This window comes from Cupriavidus sp. 01L46 (assembly GCF_056399905.1).
Map to the genome: position 1 here is coordinate 1 of NZ_JBFTSF010000130.1, position 16,457 is coordinate 16,457.

Annotated in this window: 18 protein-coding genes and 1 tRNA gene; 12 read left to right on the forward strand and 7 right to left on the reverse strand. The window is 65.9% G+C overall.

What is annotated here, in order from left to right; genetic code table 11:
• The 5 genes from AC1DS3_RS22065 to AC1DS3_RS22085 all read left to right on the forward strand — a co-directional run.
• Positions 1 to 270 (forward strand): glutamate ligase domain-containing protein (locus AC1DS3_RS22065; RefSeq protein ID WP_477127952.1); only part of this gene is annotated, 270 nt, incomplete at its 5' end.
• 110 nt (positions 271 to 380) lie between these two features.
• Positions 381 to 1,109, forward strand: coding sequence for an SPOR domain-containing protein (locus AC1DS3_RS22070; RefSeq protein WP_441641053.1), 729 nt, complete (start codon positions 381 to 383; stop codon positions 1,107 to 1,109).
• A gap of 78 nt (positions 1,110 to 1,187) precedes the next feature.
• The gene (locus AC1DS3_RS22075) at positions 1,188 to 1,685 is read left to right on the forward strand and encodes a CvpA family protein (RefSeq protein ID WP_183034345.1); all 498 of its coding nucleotides are present in this window, start codon (positions 1,188 to 1,190) and stop codon (positions 1,683 to 1,685) included.
• Between the two features lie 98 nt (positions 1,686 to 1,783).
• Positions 1,784 to 3,319 (forward strand): amidophosphoribosyltransferase, encoded by a 1,536-nt coding sequence (purF, locus tag AC1DS3_RS22080; protein ID WP_441641052.1) that lies wholly within the window; start codon positions 1,784 to 1,786, stop codon positions 3,317 to 3,319.
• Positions 3,320 to 3,749: 430 nt separating this feature from the next.
• On the forward strand, positions 3,750 to 4,955 hold the full coding sequence (locus tag AC1DS3_RS22085) for an O-succinylhomoserine sulfhydrylase (RefSeq protein ID WP_477127953.1): 1,206 nt from the start codon (positions 3,750 to 3,752) through the stop codon (positions 4,953 to 4,955).
• 4 nt (positions 4,956 to 4,959) lie between these two features.
• Here the strand turns inward: AC1DS3_RS22085 and AC1DS3_RS22090 are convergent, their stop codons facing one another.
• From AC1DS3_RS22090 to nodI, 3 genes are all read right to left on the reverse strand, one after another.
• Positions 4,960 to 5,190: a hypothetical protein gene (locus tag AC1DS3_RS22090; protein ID WP_441641050.1), complete on the reverse strand. Its 231-nt coding sequence runs from the start codon at positions 5,188 to 5,190 to the stop codon at positions 4,960 to 4,962.
• A 231-nt stretch (positions 5,191 to 5,421) separates the two neighbouring features.
• Positions 5,422 to 6,282, reverse strand: a complete 861-nt coding sequence (locus tag AC1DS3_RS22095; protein ID WP_441641049.1) for an ABC transporter permease — start codon at positions 6,280 to 6,282, stop codon at positions 5,422 to 5,424.
• Between the two features lie 24 nt (positions 6,283 to 6,306).
• Positions 6,307 to 7,218, reverse strand: coding sequence for a nodulation factor ABC transporter ATP-binding protein NodI (gene nodI / locus AC1DS3_RS22100; protein ID WP_477109654.1), 912 nt, complete (start codon positions 7,216 to 7,218; stop codon positions 6,307 to 6,309).
• Between the two features lie 202 nt (positions 7,219 to 7,420).
• On the opposite strand from nodI, the gene AC1DS3_RS22105 reads away from it, so the two are divergent.
• A complete protein-coding gene (locus AC1DS3_RS22105) occupies positions 7,421 to 7,954 on the forward strand; it encodes a PaaI family thioesterase (protein WP_441641047.1) in 534 nt (177 codons plus the stop codon).
• A 95-nt stretch (positions 7,955 to 8,049) separates the two neighbouring features.
• The gene (locus AC1DS3_RS22110) at positions 8,050 to 8,667 is read left to right on the forward strand and encodes a LysE family translocator (protein ID WP_174425066.1); all 618 of its coding nucleotides are present in this window, start codon (positions 8,050 to 8,052) and stop codon (positions 8,665 to 8,667) included.
• Between the two features lie 391 nt (positions 8,668 to 9,058).
• On the opposite strand, the gene rpsU is transcribed toward AC1DS3_RS22110, so the two are convergent.
• Positions 9,059 to 9,271: a 30S ribosomal protein S21 gene (gene rpsU / locus AC1DS3_RS22115; RefSeq protein WP_006158571.1), complete on the reverse strand. Its 213-nt coding sequence runs from the start codon at positions 9,269 to 9,271 to the stop codon at positions 9,059 to 9,061.
• Positions 9,272 to 9,305: 34 nt separating this feature from the next.
• Complete coding sequence (locus tag AC1DS3_RS22120) at positions 9,306 to 9,503, reverse strand: cold-shock protein (protein ID WP_006158572.1); 198 nt, start codon at positions 9,501 to 9,503, stop codon at positions 9,306 to 9,308.
• A gap of 129 nt (positions 9,504 to 9,632) precedes the next feature.
• Between AC1DS3_RS22120 and AC1DS3_RS22125 the strand changes: the two genes are divergently transcribed.
• Positions 9,633 to 9,708 (forward strand) — tRNA-Met (locus AC1DS3_RS22125).
• Positions 9,709 to 9,908: 200 nt separating this feature from the next.
• Here the strand turns inward: AC1DS3_RS22125 and AC1DS3_RS22130 are convergent.
• Positions 9,909 to 11,237: an ATP-binding protein gene (locus AC1DS3_RS22130; RefSeq protein ID WP_477127954.1), complete on the reverse strand. Its 1,329-nt coding sequence runs from the start codon at positions 11,235 to 11,237 to the stop codon at positions 9,909 to 9,911.
• Entirely contained in the window at positions 11,238 to 11,972 is a 735-nt protein-coding gene (locus AC1DS3_RS22135) for a response regulator (protein WP_477127955.1), read from the reverse strand.
• A 207-nt stretch (positions 11,973 to 12,179) separates the two neighbouring features.
• Here AC1DS3_RS22135 and AC1DS3_RS22140 point away from each other — a divergent pair, with 207 nt between their 5' ends.
• The 4 genes from AC1DS3_RS22140 to AC1DS3_RS22155 all read left to right on the forward strand — a co-directional run.
• Positions 12,180 to 12,509, forward strand: coding sequence for a MipA/OmpV family protein (locus tag AC1DS3_RS22140; RefSeq protein ID WP_477127956.1), 330 nt, complete (start codon positions 12,180 to 12,182; stop codon positions 12,507 to 12,509).
• Positions 12,510 to 12,519: 10 nt separating this feature from the next.
• Positions 12,520 to 13,716, forward strand: a complete 1,197-nt coding sequence (locus AC1DS3_RS22145) for an SDR family oxidoreductase (protein ID WP_441641044.1) — start codon at positions 12,520 to 12,522, stop codon at positions 13,714 to 13,716.
• Positions 13,713 to 16,121 (forward strand): penicillin acylase family protein, encoded by a 2,409-nt coding sequence (locus tag AC1DS3_RS22150; protein ID WP_441641043.1) that lies wholly within the window; start codon positions 13,713 to 13,715, stop codon positions 16,119 to 16,121. The genes AC1DS3_RS22145 and AC1DS3_RS22150 overlap by 4 nt, the downstream gene beginning before the upstream one ends.
• A gap of 201 nt (positions 16,122 to 16,322) precedes the next feature.
• Positions 16,323 to 16,457, forward strand: a 135-nt coding sequence (locus tag AC1DS3_RS22155; protein ID WP_477127957.1) for a GTP-binding protein, incomplete at its 3' end; no start/stop codon positions are given.

The following is a 16,457-nucleotide window of genomic DNA, read 5'->3' on the forward strand; positions in this document are numbered from 1 at the left end:
GTGCTGCGCCATCTGGCCGACAAGGTCGACCACTGGTGCCTGGCCGACCTGCCGACGCCGCGCGCGGCCAGCGCGGCGGACTTGCTGGAGAAGCTGGAAGAGGGTGGTTTCCATCCGGGGCCAGATGCCACGGCGGCCTGCTTTGCCAGCCCGGAGGCGGCTTACCGGGATGCCCTCGGCAGAGCGACCGAGGATGATAGAATTCTGGTCTTCGGATCGTTCTACACCGTGGCGGGCGTGATGGCATATCGCGCCACCCGGGCAAATTGAGTCGCGCGGCCGCCGGGCAGTTTTCCGGGGCTAACACCGGGGCAAATCGCCGCGCAATCTGAGCGACAATTTCAACGGCCGGCTTTACGGCCGTCGCACCGAACCAATCTATGGGCCTGCTTTCGCTGTTTTCTTCCCGCAAGGGCAACGCCCCGGCACCGGAGCGCGGGCGCCGCTCGCGTTCGGACCCGGGTGCAGGCATCGCTTCGTCGCGACGCCTGGCCGAGGAGTACGCGGACGACACGCTCGACCCGGAGTTTCCGCAAAAGCAGCGGGCGCGCCGGCGCCTGATCGGCGCGGTGGTACTGATGGCGGCTGCCGTGATCGTGCTGCCGATCGTCTTCGAGACCCAGCCAAGGCCGGTCGTCGACAATATTGCGGTCAAGATCGAGGGTGGCGCGGGGGGCGCCGCGGGCAAGGTGAAGACTGATGCCCGCAAGGCGGATCCGTTGCCGCCCGCCCCGCAATCCAAGCTCGATAGCCAGGCGCTCGATGCCGGCGAGGAACTGGTTGCCGATTCGGCTGCGGCCAAGCCGGCCGCTGCGGCCGCGGCAGCGCCTGCCGAGAAAATCGCCGATAAGCCGGCCACCCCCGCAGCCAAGCCGGGCAGCGGCAAGTTCCTGGTGCTGATCGGCGCGTTCTCCTCGGAGGAGAAGGCCAAGCTCTGGCTGAGCAAGCTCAAGGCAGGCAAGGTGCCCGCCTATATTGAGAAGAAGGTGTTGGCCGACGGCGAGCGTGTGCTGCTGCGTGCCGGCCCTTTTTCGGATCGCGACGCGGCTGACGCCGCCGAGAAGCGGGTGCGCGCCGCGGGCCTGACCGCCAAGGTGATCGAACAGTAAAGCCCGGCGCGGGCTGGTTGCCCCATGAGCCCCACTATCCTCATTACCCGGCCGCCGCACCGGGACACCGTATTACGCATGCAGCCGACTTTTTTCGATTACAGCGTTGTTTTCATCCTCATCGCCTCGGGCCTGATCGGCGTGCTGCGCGGGCTGGTGCGGGAAGTGCTATCGCTGATCGGCTGGGTGGTGGCGTTCCTGGTGGCCTACCACTTCGCGGGCACCGCGGCGGGCTGGATCCCCGAATCGGTGCCCGGCGGGCAGCTGGCGCGTAGCGCACTGGGCTTCGCAGTGGTCTTCATCGGCACCGTGATCGCCGCGGCACTGGCCGGCACGGTGCTGGGCCAGTTGCTGGAGAGCACCGGGCTCAAGCCCGCCGACCGTGGCCTAGGGCTGGTGTTCGGGCTGCTGCGCGGCGCGTTGGTGGTGATGTTCGTGGTGACCGTGGCTGGGTTCACCAAGCTGCCTGAGGAAGCATTCTGGCGCGATGCGTTGTCCCGGCCCTACGTGATGCAGGCGATGGAGTCGCTGCGGCCCTGGCTGCCTCCCGAAGTCGCCAAATACGTCAAGACATGACATGAGGCCGGGCGGACTCGCCCGGCTGGTAGTACGCGGGCTCCTCCCTGAAGGGCGGGGCCGCCCCCTGATTCAAACGCCTTTCCTGGGAGCTTGGCATGTGCGGTATCGTCGGTGTGGTTTCATCCACGCCCGTTAACCAATTGATTTACGACAGCCTGCTGCTGTTGCAACACCGCGGACAGGATGCAGCCGGCATCGCTACCGCAAACGGCAGCACCTTCCACATGCACAAGGCCAACGGCCTGGTGCGCGACGTGTTTCGCACGCGCAATATGCGCGGCCTGCCGGGTGCCGCCGGCATCGGCCAGGTGCGTTACCCCACCGCCGGTTCGGCCTCGAGCGAGGAAGAAGCCCAACCGTTCTACGTCAACGCGCCCTACGGCGTGATCCTGGCCCACAACGGCAACCTGACCAACTGGAAACAGTTGCACGAGGAGCTGTTCAGCCGCGACCGCCGCCACATCAACACGCACTCCGACACCGAAGTGCTGCTCAACGTGCTGGCCGACGAGCTGCAGCGCGCCAGCAGCGGCCTGGCGCTGGATCCGCCCACGATCTTCAGGGCCGTGGCGGGCATGCACCGCCGCGTGCGTGGCTCGTACGCCATCGCCGCGCAGATCGCTGGCTACGGCATGCTGGCCGTGCGCGATCCGTTCGGCATCCGTCCGTTGTGCCTGGGCAGCGTGGAAACGCCGACCGGCAAGGAGTGGATGGTGGCGTCGGAGTCAGTGGCGCTCGAAGGCATCGGCTACAAGCTCGAGCGCGACGTGGCGCCCGGCGAGGCCATCTTCATCGACCTGGACGGCAAGCTCTACACCCAGCAGTGCGCGGATAATCCCGTGCTTACGCCGTGCATCTTCGAGTACGTCTACCTGGCCCGCCCGGATTCGTGCATCGATGGCGTGCCCGTCTACGATGCGCGCCTGCGCATGGGTGACTACCTGGCCGAGAAGATCCGCCGCGAAGTCTCCGCGGGTGACATCGACGTGGTGATGCCGATTCCCGACTCCAGCCGTCCGGCCGCGATGCAGGTGGCCAACAAGCTGGGCGTGAACTACCGTGAGGGCTTCTTCAAGAACCGTTATATCGGCCGCACCTTCATCATGCCCGGCCAGGCGGTGCGCAAGAAGTCGGTGCGCCAGAAGCTCAACGCCATGGGCGTGGAGTTCAAGGGCAAGAACGTGCTGATCGTGGACGATTCCATCGTGCGCGGCACCACGTCCTTCGAGATCGTGCAGATGGCGCGCGAAGCCGGCGCCAACAAGGTGATCTTTGCGTCGGCCGCGCCGCCGGTGAAGTTCCCCAACGTGTACGGCATCGATATGCCCACCCGCAGCGAGCTGGTTGCCTACGGCCGCACGGATGAGGAAATCGCCCGCATCATCGGCGCCGACAAGCTGGTTTACCAGGACGTCGAAGCCATGAAGCAGGCCGTGCGCGACATCAACCCCAAGCTGAACGACTTCGATGCCTCATGCTTCGATGGCCGTTACGTCACGGGTGATATCGACGAAGCCTACCTGGAGCGCCTGGAAACCGCGCGCAGCCAGGCCGATCGCGATGGCACCGGTGGCCTTGGCGATAGCGAGCGCTCGCAACTGCACTTGCAACGCTCCGGCGGCAACGAGTAGGGCGGCGCACGCCCGCAATCGCCGTGATGACCGGCGCGGAGTTGACGAGAAGCGAGGCCCGGCCGTAACATTGCCGGGCGTCGATTTGATTGTCAGCTTGCGGACGCGGGTACTGCTGGAGCGATAGGTTGATCGTTGTTGTTGATCATTATCATGGCTCCCGGAACAGGAAATTGCCCGTCACAGGGAAATGCCCGAAACAGCTAAAGCGGAACGCCGGCTTCCCGGTTGTGCGCACCACTGGCACATTGGCAAGCCGGATTCCCGCCGCAGCGCGGGGCCTATCCCAACGAACACAAGCAGCCCGTCGATTCGGCCCCCGGCCAAAGATCGCACGGGCTTTTTTATTGCTGCCGCCGGCGCGCAGCCGGGGCAGCCAGGCTACCACCACTTACACGGATAACCGCGCGGGTACCACCGCCTCCCCATCATGAACGAACCGCTTCCCCTCGACTCCCTCGACATCGATACGCTAGGCGTGCGCGCCGGCACCATGCGCAGCGAGTTCATGGAGCACTCGGAGGCGATGTACCTGACCTCCAGCTTCTGCTTCAACAGCGCTGCCGAGGCCGCGGAGCGCTTCGCCAATTCGGAGTCGGGCTTCACCTACTCGCGCTTCACCAACCCCACGGTGGCGATGTTCCAGAGCCGCCTGGCCGCGCTGGAAGGCGCCGAGGCGTGCATGGCAACCGCATCCGGGATGAGCGCGATCATGTCGATCGTGATGTCGTCGATGCAAGCGGGCGATCACCTGGTCAGTTCGCGCGCCATCTTCGGCTCCACCATGACGCTGTTCTCGAACATCTTCGCCAAATTCGGCGTGGAAACCACCTTTGTCGATGGCACCGACCTGGCGGCGTGGCGCGCGGCGGTCAAGCCGAACACCAAGCTGTTCTTCCTGGAAACGCCGTCCAACCCGCTCACCGAGKTGGCCGACATCGCCGCGGTAGCGGACATCGCCCACAACGCTGGCGCGCTGCTGGTGGTGGATAACTGCTTCTGTTCGCCGGCGTTGCAGCAGCCGATGAAATTCGGCGCCGACATCGTGGTCCACTCGGCCACCAAGCATATCGACGGGCAGGGCCGCGTGCTGGGCGGCGCGGTGCTGGGCTCGCACGATTTCATCATGGGCAAGGTGTTCCCCTTCGTGCGCACGGCCGGGCCGACGCTGTCGGCATTCAACGCCTGGGTGCTGCTCAAGGGCATGGAAACGCTGGCGATCCGCATGGAGCGCCACAGCCAGAGCGCGCTGGCACTGGCCGAGTTCCTGGAGTCGCATCCGGCGGTTGCGCGCGTATATCACCCGGCGCTGAAGTCCCACCCGCAGTACGAGGTGGCGCAGCGCCAGCAAAGCGGCGGCGGCGCCATCGTGTCCTTCGAACTCAAGGGGGAGTCACCGGAGCAGCAGCGCGCCAATGCCTGGCGCGTGATCGACAACACGCGCGTGTGCTCGATCACCGGCAACCTGGGCGATACGCGCACCACCGTGACCCATCCCTACACGACCACGCATGGACGCGTCAGCCCGGAAGCCAAGGCGGCCGCGGGCATCGGCGAAGGGCTGATCCGCCTGGCTGTTGGCCTTGAATCGGTGGCGGACCTGAAGGCGGACTTGCTGCGCGGACTGCAGGGCTAAAGCGTCAGTGCGCCGGCACGGCGTCGTCGCTGCTGCCGGCCACGGCCTTGACCCCGGCCTTGGTCACGTCGTAGGTCGTCTCGACTACGGTCGATCCCACGCTCACTGCCGCGGAGCCAACCGTGGCCGCGGTAGAGACCGCAGCACTGCCCACCGCCACGGTGGCGCCAACCACGCTGCAAGCGGCCATTGCGCCGCACAGGCCCAAAGCGGCCAACGTTGCGGCAGCGCGCATGACGCGGCTCTGCTGCGGCTCTTTCTTCGCTGGCGCGACGCGGACGGACATTGGAAATGGCATGGACACAGCTCGCGCTCGCGGGACGGTGGAGGTGATGTGGGCGGCCGGCCTCAGGTATCCAGGTACACCGGACATCTTGCGCCGTGCCCGGCATCATACTCTCTGGCGGCGAACACATAGAGCTGGTGGTCAGCGTTGCCGCGGCGCACGGTYGCCTTTACCGCGCCCTCAGCGCAGCAAGCGCCTGCGCAGGAGTATCAGCGCCACCACCAGCGCCACGGCCGCGTAAGCGCCGAGCACGATCAGGTGCAGCGCCAGGTTGTCGACCGGGCGCCCCAGCATGATGGGGCGGATCAACGCCACCGCATGCGCAAGTGGCAGCACCTGGGTGGCGGCCTGCGCGCCCGCGGGCAATTGCTCCAGCGGGAAGAACACGCCGGAGAGCAGCAGCATCGGCGTCATCACCAGTGTCTGGTAGAACATGAAGAAGTCGTAGCTGGGTGCCAGCGCCGTGACGATCATGGCCAGGCTGGCAAACGCGATGCCCGCCAGCACGATCACGGGCAGCGCCAGCAGCGCGCCCGGCAACTGCGCATAACCCAGCACGCCGGCCACCAGCATGATGGCCAGGCCCGACAGCACCGCCTTGCTGGCGGCCCACATGATCTCGCCCAGCACCACGTCGCCGAGCGTTAGCGGCGCATGCATGATGGCTTCCCAGGTGCGCTGCACATGCATGCGCGAGAAGGCGGAATACATCGACTCGAAGCTCGCCGACATCATCACGCTGGACGCCGTGGTGCCGGCCGCGAGGAAGGCGATGTAGGACACGCCGTCGACCTGCCCCACCAGCAGGCCAAGCCCGAGGCCAAGCCCGAACAGGTAGATCATCGGATCGGCCAGGTTGCCGATCATCGAGGGAATCGCCAGCTTCTTCCACACCATGAAGTTGCGGTACCAGACCATGGTCCAGTTGCGCATGTTCATCGGCAGCAGCGGCTGCGGGTAGTGCTGCCGCGGCGCGGCGCCAGGGTGCGCAGCGGTGGCGGCGGCCGGCGCGACGGCGGGGCGGGGGTCTTGTTCGCTCATGTTCATTCCGTTGTCAGTCTGGCCTCAGTCCCGCATTTCGCGGCCGGTCAGCTTGAGGAAGACGTCTTCCAGGTTGGCGGGGCGGTGCAGGTAGCGCACGCCGCTGCGGCCGTGCAGCGCCGCCAGCAATGGCGCGGGCTCCTTGACGTAGCAAAACAGTGTCTCGCCGCTCATCTCGGTGCGCATCGAAAGCGGGTGCAGCTCGCCGCGCAGGGGCTCCAGGTTGTCGCCATACACTTCCACCACGTCGCAGCCGATCTGGCTGTCGATCAGTTCATGCGGCTTGCCTTCGGCGATCTTGCGGCCGCTGTCGATCACGCACAGGTAGTTGCACAAGCGCTCGGCTTCTTCCATGAAATGCGTRGTCAGCAGGATGGTCTTGCCGTTGGCCAGCAGCGATTTCAGGCGCTCCCAGATCAGGTGGCGCGCCTGCGGGTCCAGCCCTGTGGTGGGCTCGTCCATCACCAGCAGGTCGGGGTCGTTGATCAAGGCGCGTGCCACCGTCAGGCGCCGGCGCATGCCGCCCGACAGGTCTCTTACCTGCGCCTTGGCACGGCTCTCCAGCCGCGCGAATTCCAGCAGCGCCGGCACGCGCGCTTCGATCACGGCACGCTCCAGGCCGAAGTAACGGCCAAAGATGCGCAGGTTCTCCACCACAGTGAAATCGGGATCGAGGTTATCGAATTGCGGCACCACGCCCACCCGCATGCGGGCCTGCGGCGCGCGCTGTGGAATCGGCTCGCCGCACAGGGTGAGCGTGCCGCAAGCCGGTGTGGTCAGTCCCAGCAGCAAGCGTAGCGTGGTGGTCTTGCCGGCGCCGTTCGGGCCCAGCAGGCCGAAGCACTGGCCGCGCTGCACGCTCAGGCTGAGATCGTCGACCACGACGGTGTCGCCGTATTGCTTGCTTACATTGCGTAGTTCAAGAATGGCAGTCAAGGCAGGAGCGGGAGTTGGGCGCGCCGCGGGCGCAATATCCATCATTATGCAGGCAGCTGCGCGAATGCTTTGTGGCGCGCTGCAGCAAGAATTCGCGGTTGCGGTTATCTTGCTGGTTCGCGCCGGGGCGCGCATGCTAGCAAGAGCTGCCGCGTGCACGGGACACAAAAACAGATCCAAGCGGATCATGGAGGCAAAGCAGATGAGTGCGCAAGACACGCTGGCACAGTGGCAGGAAGCCGAACGGCTGGCGCGCGCCAGGCTGGCAGGGCCGGGCGTGGCAACGCTCGCGCAGTTAAGCGAACGTGCCGGGCTGCAGTTCTTCGAGGACATGCTGGCCGGCAAGCTGCCGGGTGCGCCGATTGCGCAACTGATGGATTTCTTTCCGGTGGAGTTCGAGGCGGGGCGCTTCGTCTTCCAGGGCACACCCGGCCCACAGCACTACAACCCGATCGGCAGCGTGCATGGTGGCTATGCCGCGACCTTGCTCGATTCCTGCGTGGGTTGCGCTGTCCACACCATGCTGCCGGCCGGCAAGGGCTACACCACCCTGGAGCTGAAGGTGAACTATGTGCGCCCGCTGACTGCCAAGACCGGCCCGATTCGCGCAGAGGGCAAGGTCATCAGCCTGACCACGCAGATCGGGATTGCCGAGGGCCGTATCGTCGACACGCAGGGCAAGCTCTACGCCTACGCCACTACCACCTGCCTGGTCTTTGCGATGCCGGCTGGCTGATGCGTGGCCGGGCCGGCGCCGCTGTCAGCGGCAGGCCGCGTTGCTTATACTGGTGAGTCACCCGCGGGTGCCCATCAACGAAACCTGGAGTCGCAATGTCCTTCGAGCACTGGCTGGCCTTTGTGTTGACAAGCATCGTCGTACTGATCATTCCCGGCCCGACCATCCTGCTGGTGATCGGCGATGCGCTGGCCCATCGTGGCCGATCCGCCTACGCCACCGTGGCTGGCGTTGCCGCGGGCGACCTGACGGCGTTCACGCTGTCGATGGCCGGCCTCGGCGCAGTGCTGGCCACCTCGGCGGCCTTGTTCACGGCGTTGAAGTGGGCCGGTGCGGCTTACCTCGTCTACCTCGGCATCCAGGCCTTGCGCGGTGCCTCGCGTGCCGGCGCCATGGCGGTCACGGCACAGTCCGGGAGCAGCCGCCAGCGCTTTGCCAAGGCGTGGCTGGTCACCGCGCTGAATCCCAAGAGCATCGTGTTCTTCGTGGCCTTCGTGCCGCAGTTCCTTGATGCGCGCCTGGCCTTCTGGCCGCAGGCCGTGGTGCTGATTCCCACCTTCGTGGTGATGGCGACCGCCAACGCCGCTGTCTATGCGCTGCTGGCGCGTGCGCTGGCCAAGCGCCTCACCACCCAGCGCGCCCAGGCCAATGTGCAGCGCGCGGGCGGCATCACGCTGATTGGCGCGGGTGCGCTGATTGCGGCGCGCAGTTGAAGCAGGGGAAGTAGCCAGCCAAGCGGGCCGCCATGCATTGTGCGGCCTGTTTCTTTGCCTGTCGCAGCGGCAAGTGTCGTCGCTTTAGCGCGAAGCAAGGCGGCAGCAAGACGTACGTGCGTCTGGCGCAGTAAAAAAATGAAGAGGGGAGTAAAAGTGCTGGCCGTGTCGCACGCAAAGGGCGAATGCAAGCATGKCGCCGGCCGCGCTCGATCCGATTGGAGCGATGGGCAGGGCGGTATCAGGGCCGGTCGGCGGTTGTCAGGCCACGAAGGGCCGGACATCCGACGGTGCCGCTAAAACAAGAAAAATCCGCCAGGCAATGACTGGCGGATTTATGCGGCCTGCGGCAGAAACGCGTCGAAGCGCGCTCGCCGCTTGCTGTGCCGAATCAGTACATCTTCTTCGGCAACATCTGCATGCGCAGGCGTTTGCGAAGGCGCGATTCCGCGGCTTTCTTCTTGCGCTTGCGCTCGGTCGTGGGCTTCTCGTAAGCGGTACGGCTCTTGAGTTCAACGATCAGGCCGGTCTGGAGGATGGCCCGACGGAAACGCCGCATTGCAACTTCAACGGGCTCACCTGGTTTCAAGACGATCTTAGTCAATTCTGTCCTTTAGCATTGCCGCAAAGCGGCGGGTTCAAACGGGGGAAACATTGGCCGCTTCAGGACCCTTCTTGCCCTGTTGCGACTGGTATTGCACTCGCTGGTTATCTTGCAGCGGAGCACCCCCGCGAACCTGAGAGATGTGGACGAACAAGTCCTTGCCACCAGCGTCCGGGGTGATGAAGCCAAAACCCTTCTGGGCGTTGAAGAACTTGACGGTACCAGTTTCCATGGAAAAATCCTTTTTTGAGCGCAAAGAATGCGCCCACTTGCTTTTACACGTTTACGTAAACGCTGTCAAGAAAGCGTGCCGGAAAAGCTATGCAAATCCGCCAGGGTGGCGTATAGTACGCCCCTCTGACGCGGGGTGGAGCAGTTGGCAGCTCGTCGGGCTCATAACCCGAAGGTCGCAGGTTCAAGTCCTGCCTCCGCAACCAGACCGTATTCTACTAAAAAGCCTGCCCGGAGTCCCGGCAGGCTTTTTGTTTTGTTGCGCGGGCAGATTCCGTCACTACCGCGCTACTACTGCGCCGTCAGGCCGGAAAACGCCATCGCCAGCCAGCCGGCGGCGGCGCAGGTGCCCATCCACGCGAGCAGCACGGTAACAATCGTCGACCATTTCATGGGGGGCGGCTCCTCAACTCGCCGGCTTGCCGGGCATGGCGGGCTCGTCCATGGCTGGCAAGCTGATCACGAAGCGCGCGCCGCCTTTGCGGCTGCTGTCCAGCCTGRCCTGGCCGCCATGCAGCAGCGCGATKCGCCGCACAATGGCCAGTCCCAGTCCGAACCCCCCGGTATGACGGTTGCGGCTGGAATCGGGCCTGTGGAAGGGCTCGAAAATGCGGGCGCGCTCCTCCGGCGCAATACCGGGGCCATCGTCCTCCACCGTCAGGGTCAAGGTGCCTGCCGCGTCGGTCTCGGCGTGCAGGTGGATGGCGTTGTGCGCGTAGCGGGCAGCGTTGCGGCAGAGGTTAAGCAGCGCCCGCGCCACCAGCCGCGGATCGCAGACGTGGTGGGCCGCAGGGCCGCTGGCATAGGCCGACAGCGTGAGCTTGTTATCCGCCACCTCGTCGGCCACGCTGGCCGCGACACTGTCGATCAGCTCACTCACCGACACGCGCATCAGCATCATCGGCGCCGCGCCTTGCTCGAGCTGGCCTAGCGTCAGCAGCTCGGTGACCAGCTCGTCGAGCTCGTGCACGTCGCGGCGCAGGTCTTCCAGCCGCAGCACCTGGCGCGCCTGCTCCGCTTCGCCGGTGCCGGCCGACTGCAGCAGCGCGATGCCGAACTCCAGCCGCGCGATTGGCGTCTTCAGCTCGTGCGAGATGCCGTGCATCATTTCGCGCTGGTGCACGATCGAGGCTTCGATCTGTTCGGCCATCTCATTGAATTGCCTGGCGAGCGCGGAGATGTTGGAGCGCCGGGGCAGGTTGGCCCGGGTCGACAGCTTGCCGTTGCCGAAATCCCTTGCCGCCTGCTGCAGCTTGTCCAGATCGCGCCAGTGGTACCACACCCAGGCGATGATCGACAGCAAGGTGGCGAGGGCGATCAAGYCATAGGCCAGCACCGAGATGTTGGTGTGGTCGTCTTCCACGCTGTACGCGTGCAGGATCTGGCCATCGCGCAGCGGCAGGTAGTAGTTCTTTGCGTCCTGGCTTAGCACCAGTTTGCCGGCTGCAAGGTCGCTGCGCTGCTGCGCATCGAGATGCGTCAGGGCGGCGGCGTCGACCAGGTCAAACGCCTCGCGTGCGTGCTTTTGCAGGATGGAAAGCGCGGCTTCGCGCTCGGGGCCCCGTTGCGGCCCGAGGAATTGGGAGAGCGTAAAGGCATAACCCTTGCGGCTTTCCCGTTCGGTCTCGGTGAAATGCTCATGGAACAGCGGGATAAACGTGTTGTCGATGACGGTCACCGCGCCGGCTGCGGCCAGGATCACCAGCAGATAGAGCTTGAGTAGCGAGCGGACCATTCATTCCTCCCATGCCGACGGGCTGAACAGGTARCCGCGGCCCCAGATGGTCTTGATCTTGTGCGGCTCGGGCGAGGCATCCTCGAAGCGGCGGCGCAGCCGCGAGATGCCGGAGTCGACGGTGCGGTCGATGCCATCGAACTCGATGCCGCGCAACGCCTTGAGGATGTCGTCGCGGCTCAGCACGGTGCCGGCGGCGCGCGCCAGGATCAGCAGCAGGTTGAACTCGGTGGTTTTCAGGTCCACCTCCTGTCCGCGCCATGTCACCTGCCGGTTCGGTGGCGAGATCACCAGCGCGCCGAATACCAGTTCATGGTCCCGTTGCGCGGGCGTGGCGGTCTCGGCAACCCGCTCTKCGGCGGCTCGCCGCAGTAGGGCGCGGGCGCGCGCCACCAGCAGCCTTGGCTCGATGGGCTTGACCACATAGTCGTCGGCGCCGATCTCCAGCCCCGCCACCTGGTCATACGTATCGACGCGCGCGGTCAGGATCAGCACGGGCACGCGCGAGAACGCGCGAATGYCGCGGCACACCTCCATGCCGTCCATATGGGGCAGCATCAGGTCGAGGATGACCAGTGCTGGCCGCAGGGCCTGGACGGCGGCCACCGCGATATCGCCGCGCCGCACCACCTCCACCACGAATTCATAGTTGCCCAGATATTCGCTGACAAGCTGCGCGAGGCGATCGTCGTCCTCGACCAGTAATACCTTGTACTTGGCCATGGTATCGCTCATGACAGGGCTCCCTGGGGCAGAAAAGTGCCGATTCTATCCGGCGAACGACTTGTATTGGGTGCCGGAGACGCTTCAGGACAAATTTGCACAATTGAACAAGATTTCGCGCGATTTCGGGACAGACAGCCCGGCGCGCCATCCTTAATCTGCGTGCTTCGACATCAAGGCGGAGCATCCGTGCAAGAGCAAACAAGAATTCAGGGGGGCGTGGCAAGGTTGGTCATGCCGGTGATCCAGTCTGGCGCGCACATCGTGACGCTCGGTCCGAGCGTGCACTACGGCTCGGGCCGCTACATGCAGACCCTGTTCGGCGTGACCGATGCGCAGGCCGCCAACAGTGCCTTCAGTGCGTATGCCCCCAAGGCGGGCTCCGATGCCGCGACGCTGTCGCTCACATGGAACTACGCCCTTTCCAAGGAATGGTCGGTGCGCACCCTGGTGGCGGCGACACGCCTGCTGGGGGACGCCGCGAAAAGCCCGATTGTGCAGAGCAAGCAGTCGTACTTCGGCATGAGCTCGATCAACTATACGTTCTGAGGAGAACGCCATGATGTGGGATTGGCACGCCAGCCTGCCCGCGCAGGATCTTGCCGCCCGTGCGGGTGCCTGCGACACACGCCTGCCCGGCGTCGATTCGCTGCTGCTGACCGGCGCCACCGGCTTTATCGGCGGCAATGTAATGGTGGCCGCCATCAACGCCGGCCTGGCCCGGCGCTTGCTCTGCCTGGTGCGCGGCGTGGATGCCGAAGATGCACTGGCTCGCCTGCGCGAGAACGCCATCCAATGCGGCCTGTTGCGCAGCCGAGTGGACTGGCTCACCGAGGACAACGTGTTGCTTGGCGCGCTGGACAGCGATTTTGCGCCTGCCGCGCAGGCGCGCCTTGCCGGTGTCACCCATGTCATCAACTGCGCCGCGATGGCCTCGTTCTCCGCCGATGCGCAGGTCACGCGCATCAACGTGCAAGATACGTTGCGCTTTGCCTCGCGCTTCGCGGGCAGCGCAGCCCTGCGGCGCTTCATTCATGTCGGCACCGCCATGGCTTGCGGCACGCAGCGCGGGCCGCGCATTGCCGAGCGGGATGCCGGCCATGGCGGCACCAGCGATCTCAGCCACCTGGTGCCTTACACGCGCAGCAAGCAGGAAGTGGAGGTGCTGCTGCGCAACAGTTTTCCCGGCCTGCCGCTGGTGGTGGCGCGTCCCTCCATCGTGGTGGGGCATACCGTGCTGGGCACGCAGCCCTCGGCCAGCATCTTCTGGCTCTTCCGGATCATCCACCAATCGCGCCGCTACACCGCGGGCCCGCATACCCGCATCGACGTGATCGCGGTGGACGACTGCGCGCGGGCGCTGCTGCGGCTCGCGGTCAAGCCCGAGCTAGCCTTCGATGCCTACCATCTCTCGGCCGGCGCGCGCGCGCCCACCATCGCGCAGGTGATCGCGGCCATGGACGAGGCGGTCGCGAGCGATGGCGAGCCTGCCTATCGCAGGTGCCCGGCCAGCGAGCTACCTGCGCTGGCGAGTGACGTGGCGCGCAAGGAGCGCATCAGCAACCGCCGCCTGATCGAGCGCGCACTGCGGCTGTACTCTGGCTTTGCCGAGCTTGGCTATGTCTTCGACAACGGGCGCATCCGGGAGGAGATCGATTTCGAGCCCTTGTCGATCACGGACTATGTCAGCGAATGCATGCGCACGTCGCGCGGCGTCGGCATCCTCGAGCAGATGAGCTGGGATTTCAAGTCATGATGGGCATGCGTTGCGCCGTGGCCGCCTGCGTCGGCATTGGCCGTGGCACGGTGCTGGCGGGCGGGCTCTGTGCCGTGCTGGCCGCCTGCGGCAGCGGCGGGGATGAGGGCGGGCAGGCACAGGGCGAGCGCTACCGCGCGCAGATTCGCCGCACGAGCTACGGCGTGCCGCATGTGATGGCCAACGATGAAGCGAGCCTGGGTTTCGGCGTGGGCTATGCGCAGGCGGAGGATAGCGTGTGCGTGCTGGCCGACCAGTTCCTGACGGTGGCGGGCGAGCGCGCGCGCTACCTGGGCGGCAGCGCAATGGCTGACCCGGACCGGCTCTTCGACAACCGCGGCTCCGATTTCTTCTACGCGCAGCTCAACCAGGCCAGCGCGCTTGACGACGCGTGGCGCGCGCAGCCGCTCGAAGTGCGCCAGCTGCTCAAGGGCTATGTGGCGGGCTACAACCGCTTCCTGAAGGAAACCGGCCGGCTGGCTTTGCCTCAGGCCTGCCGCAACGCACCGTGGGTGCGGGATATCACCGAGCGCGACCTGTTGCGCCTGATGCGCTTCTACACCTCGCTGGACGGCGCGGTGGCTTTCGCCCCATGGCTGGTGGCTGCCGAGCCGCCGCATGCCGATGCGGCGCCCGAGCCGGCGCGACGCGCGCGGGCCGCGCTAGCGCAAGCGGCGGTGGCAGGACGCGCGAGCGCCTATCGGACCGGCAGCAACGGCGTGGCCCTGGGCCGCGATGCTACCGAGAATGGCCAGGGCATGCTGCTGGGCAATCCCCACTTTCCCTGGCAGGGCATTACGCGCATGGTGCAATTGCATCTCACGCTGCCGGGCCGCATGGATGTGATGGGCGCCACGCTGCCGGGCATACCGCTGGTTGGCATCGGCTTCACGCGCGAGTTTGCCTGGACCCATACCACGACGTCCTCCGCGCACGAAACCTTGTTCGAGCTGGAGCTCGATCCKGCCGATCCCACGCGCTACCGCGTGGGCGGCGCTTACCGGCCGATGCGGCGCCAGCTGGTGACGATCGACGTGCGGCGCGCCGACGGCACCATCGTGCAAGAGTCGCACACGTTTTACTTAAGCGATTTCGGCATGGTGCTGGCGCTGCCGGACAGCGTGCCAGGCTACGGCTGGAGCGCGGCCAAGGCCTACGCCTTGCGCGATGCCAATACCGAGAACCACCGGATGCTGGCCCAGTGGCACGCGATAAACAGTGCGCGTTCGCTGCGGCAGCTCAGGGAGTCGGTCGAGCGTGTCCTTGGCAATCCTTGGAACAACACCATCGCGGTGGACAGCGGCGGCACGGCATTGTTCATGGCGGCAACGCCGGTGCCCAATGTCAGCGAGGCTCAGCTTGCCCAATGCGGGCGCGGCACGGCGGCAGGCAGGTTTGTGCTGCGCGGCACGCAGTTATGCCATTGGGGCGATTATCCAGACACGCCGCAACGCGGCATCGTTGACGCCGCGCATCTGCCGGCCATCGAGCGCCACGACTACGTGCAGAACGCGAACGACAGCGCCTGGCTGACCCAGCCGGCCGCGCCGATCACCGGGTACTCGCCCCTGGTGAGCCAGTCCGGCTATCCGCAAGGCGGGCGCACGCGCATTGGCATCGCGCAGCTGGAAGCCCGGCTCGCGGGCAGCGATGGCCTGCCGGGGCGCCGCATGACGCTGGCGCAACTCAAGGACATGACCCTCAGCAATCGTGTGTACTTCGCGGAGCAGGTGATGGACGACGTGCTCGCGCTGTGCCGCACCACGCCGGTGGCGCAGACGCGCGCTGGCGTGCCGGTCAGGCTGGGCGCCGCCTGCGAACGCCTGGCGCAATGGGATCGACGGGCMGAGCTGGGCAGCAACATTGGCTATCTCTATTTCGAGAAGTTCTTCGCCGCCATCAGCATGCAACCCTCGGTCTGGGCCGTGCCGTTCGATGCGCGCGACCCGGCCCGCACGCCGCGTGGCCTGAAGCTGGGCGATGCCGCCGCCGCGGGGCTGCTGCTGCGGGCGCTGGCCGACGCGGTGCATGCGGTGGATAGCACTGGCATGCGCCCCGATATCACCTGGGGTGAGGTGCAGGGCGCACAGCGCGGCGCGCGCAGGGTTCCGATCCATGGTGGCGCCGATGCGCTGGGTGTCTACAACATGATGGAAACCCGGGATCTGCCCGATGGCAAGCGCGAGGTCGTGCATGGCACCAGTTACCTGCAAGTGGTGTCATTCAGCGTTGCGGGGCCGCATGCCGAAGCGTTCCTTGCCTATTCGCAGTCGTCGGACCCGGCGTCGCCGCATGCCGCCGACCAGACCGAGCGTTTTTCCGGCAAGCGCTGGATCGCCCTGCCATTCACCGATGCCGAGATCAACGCCGACCCTGGTTTCAGCGAGAGGCAGATCGCGCAATGAAGGGAGCCCCCGCACGCGGCGCGCTTGCCCGCCTGGTGCTGGCGTGAACGTGATGCCGGCGGTACTTGCCGCCGGCGCACGAGCTAGGGCGCGTGGGCGGGCAATGGCCCTGCCGGCCCGGCGAGCCGCCCGGGGCGTGCCTTACGGTGCGGCGCCTGTAGAAGTGTTACTCTTTTGAGTGATGCCTACCAGGAGATCACCGTGAGCCGCAAAACCCCCATCGAGCGCTATCGGAACATCGGTATCAGCGCGCATATCGACGCCGGCAAGACCACCACCACCGAACGCATCCTCTTCTACACCGGGGTCAACCACAAGATCGGCGAAGTCCACGAC

What these genes read in the sequence shown, in the direction of transcription:
- purF (WP_441641052.1), top strand. Translation starts at nt 1,784, where the DNA reads ATGTGCGGTATCGTCGGTGTGGTTTCATCCACGCCCGTTAACCAATTG.
- AC1DS3_RS22105 (WP_441641047.1), top strand. Translation starts at nt 7,421, where the DNA reads ATGAGTGCGCAAGACACGCTGGCACAGTGGCAGGAAGCCGAACGGCTG.
- AC1DS3_RS22075 (WP_183034345.1), top strand. Translation starts at nt 1,188, where the DNA reads ATGCAGCCGACTTTTTTCGATTACAGCGTTGTTTTCATCCTCATCGCC.
- AC1DS3_RS22095 (WP_441641049.1), bottom strand. Translation starts at nt 6,282, where the DNA reads ATGAGCGAACAAGACCCCCGCCCCGCCGTCGCGCCGGCCGCCGCCACC.
- AC1DS3_RS22090 (WP_441641050.1), bottom strand. Translation starts at nt 5,190, where the DNA reads ATGCGCGCTGCCGCAACGTTGGCCGCTTTGGGCCTGTGCGGCGCAATG.
- AC1DS3_RS22120 (WP_006158572.1), bottom strand. Translation starts at nt 9,503, where the DNA reads ATGGAAACTGGTACCGTCAAGTTCTTCAACGCCCAGAAGGGTTTTGGC.
- AC1DS3_RS22110 (WP_174425066.1), top strand. Translation starts at nt 8,050, where the DNA reads ATGTCCTTCGAGCACTGGCTGGCCTTTGTGTTGACAAGCATCGTCGTA.
- AC1DS3_RS22070 (WP_441641053.1), top strand. Translation starts at nt 381, where the DNA reads ATGGGCCTGCTTTCGCTGTTTTCTTCCCGCAAGGGCAACGCCCCGGCA.
- AC1DS3_RS22145 (WP_441641044.1), top strand. Translation starts at nt 12,520, where the DNA reads ATGATGTGGGATTGGCACGCCAGCCTGCCCGCGCAGGATCTTGCCGCC.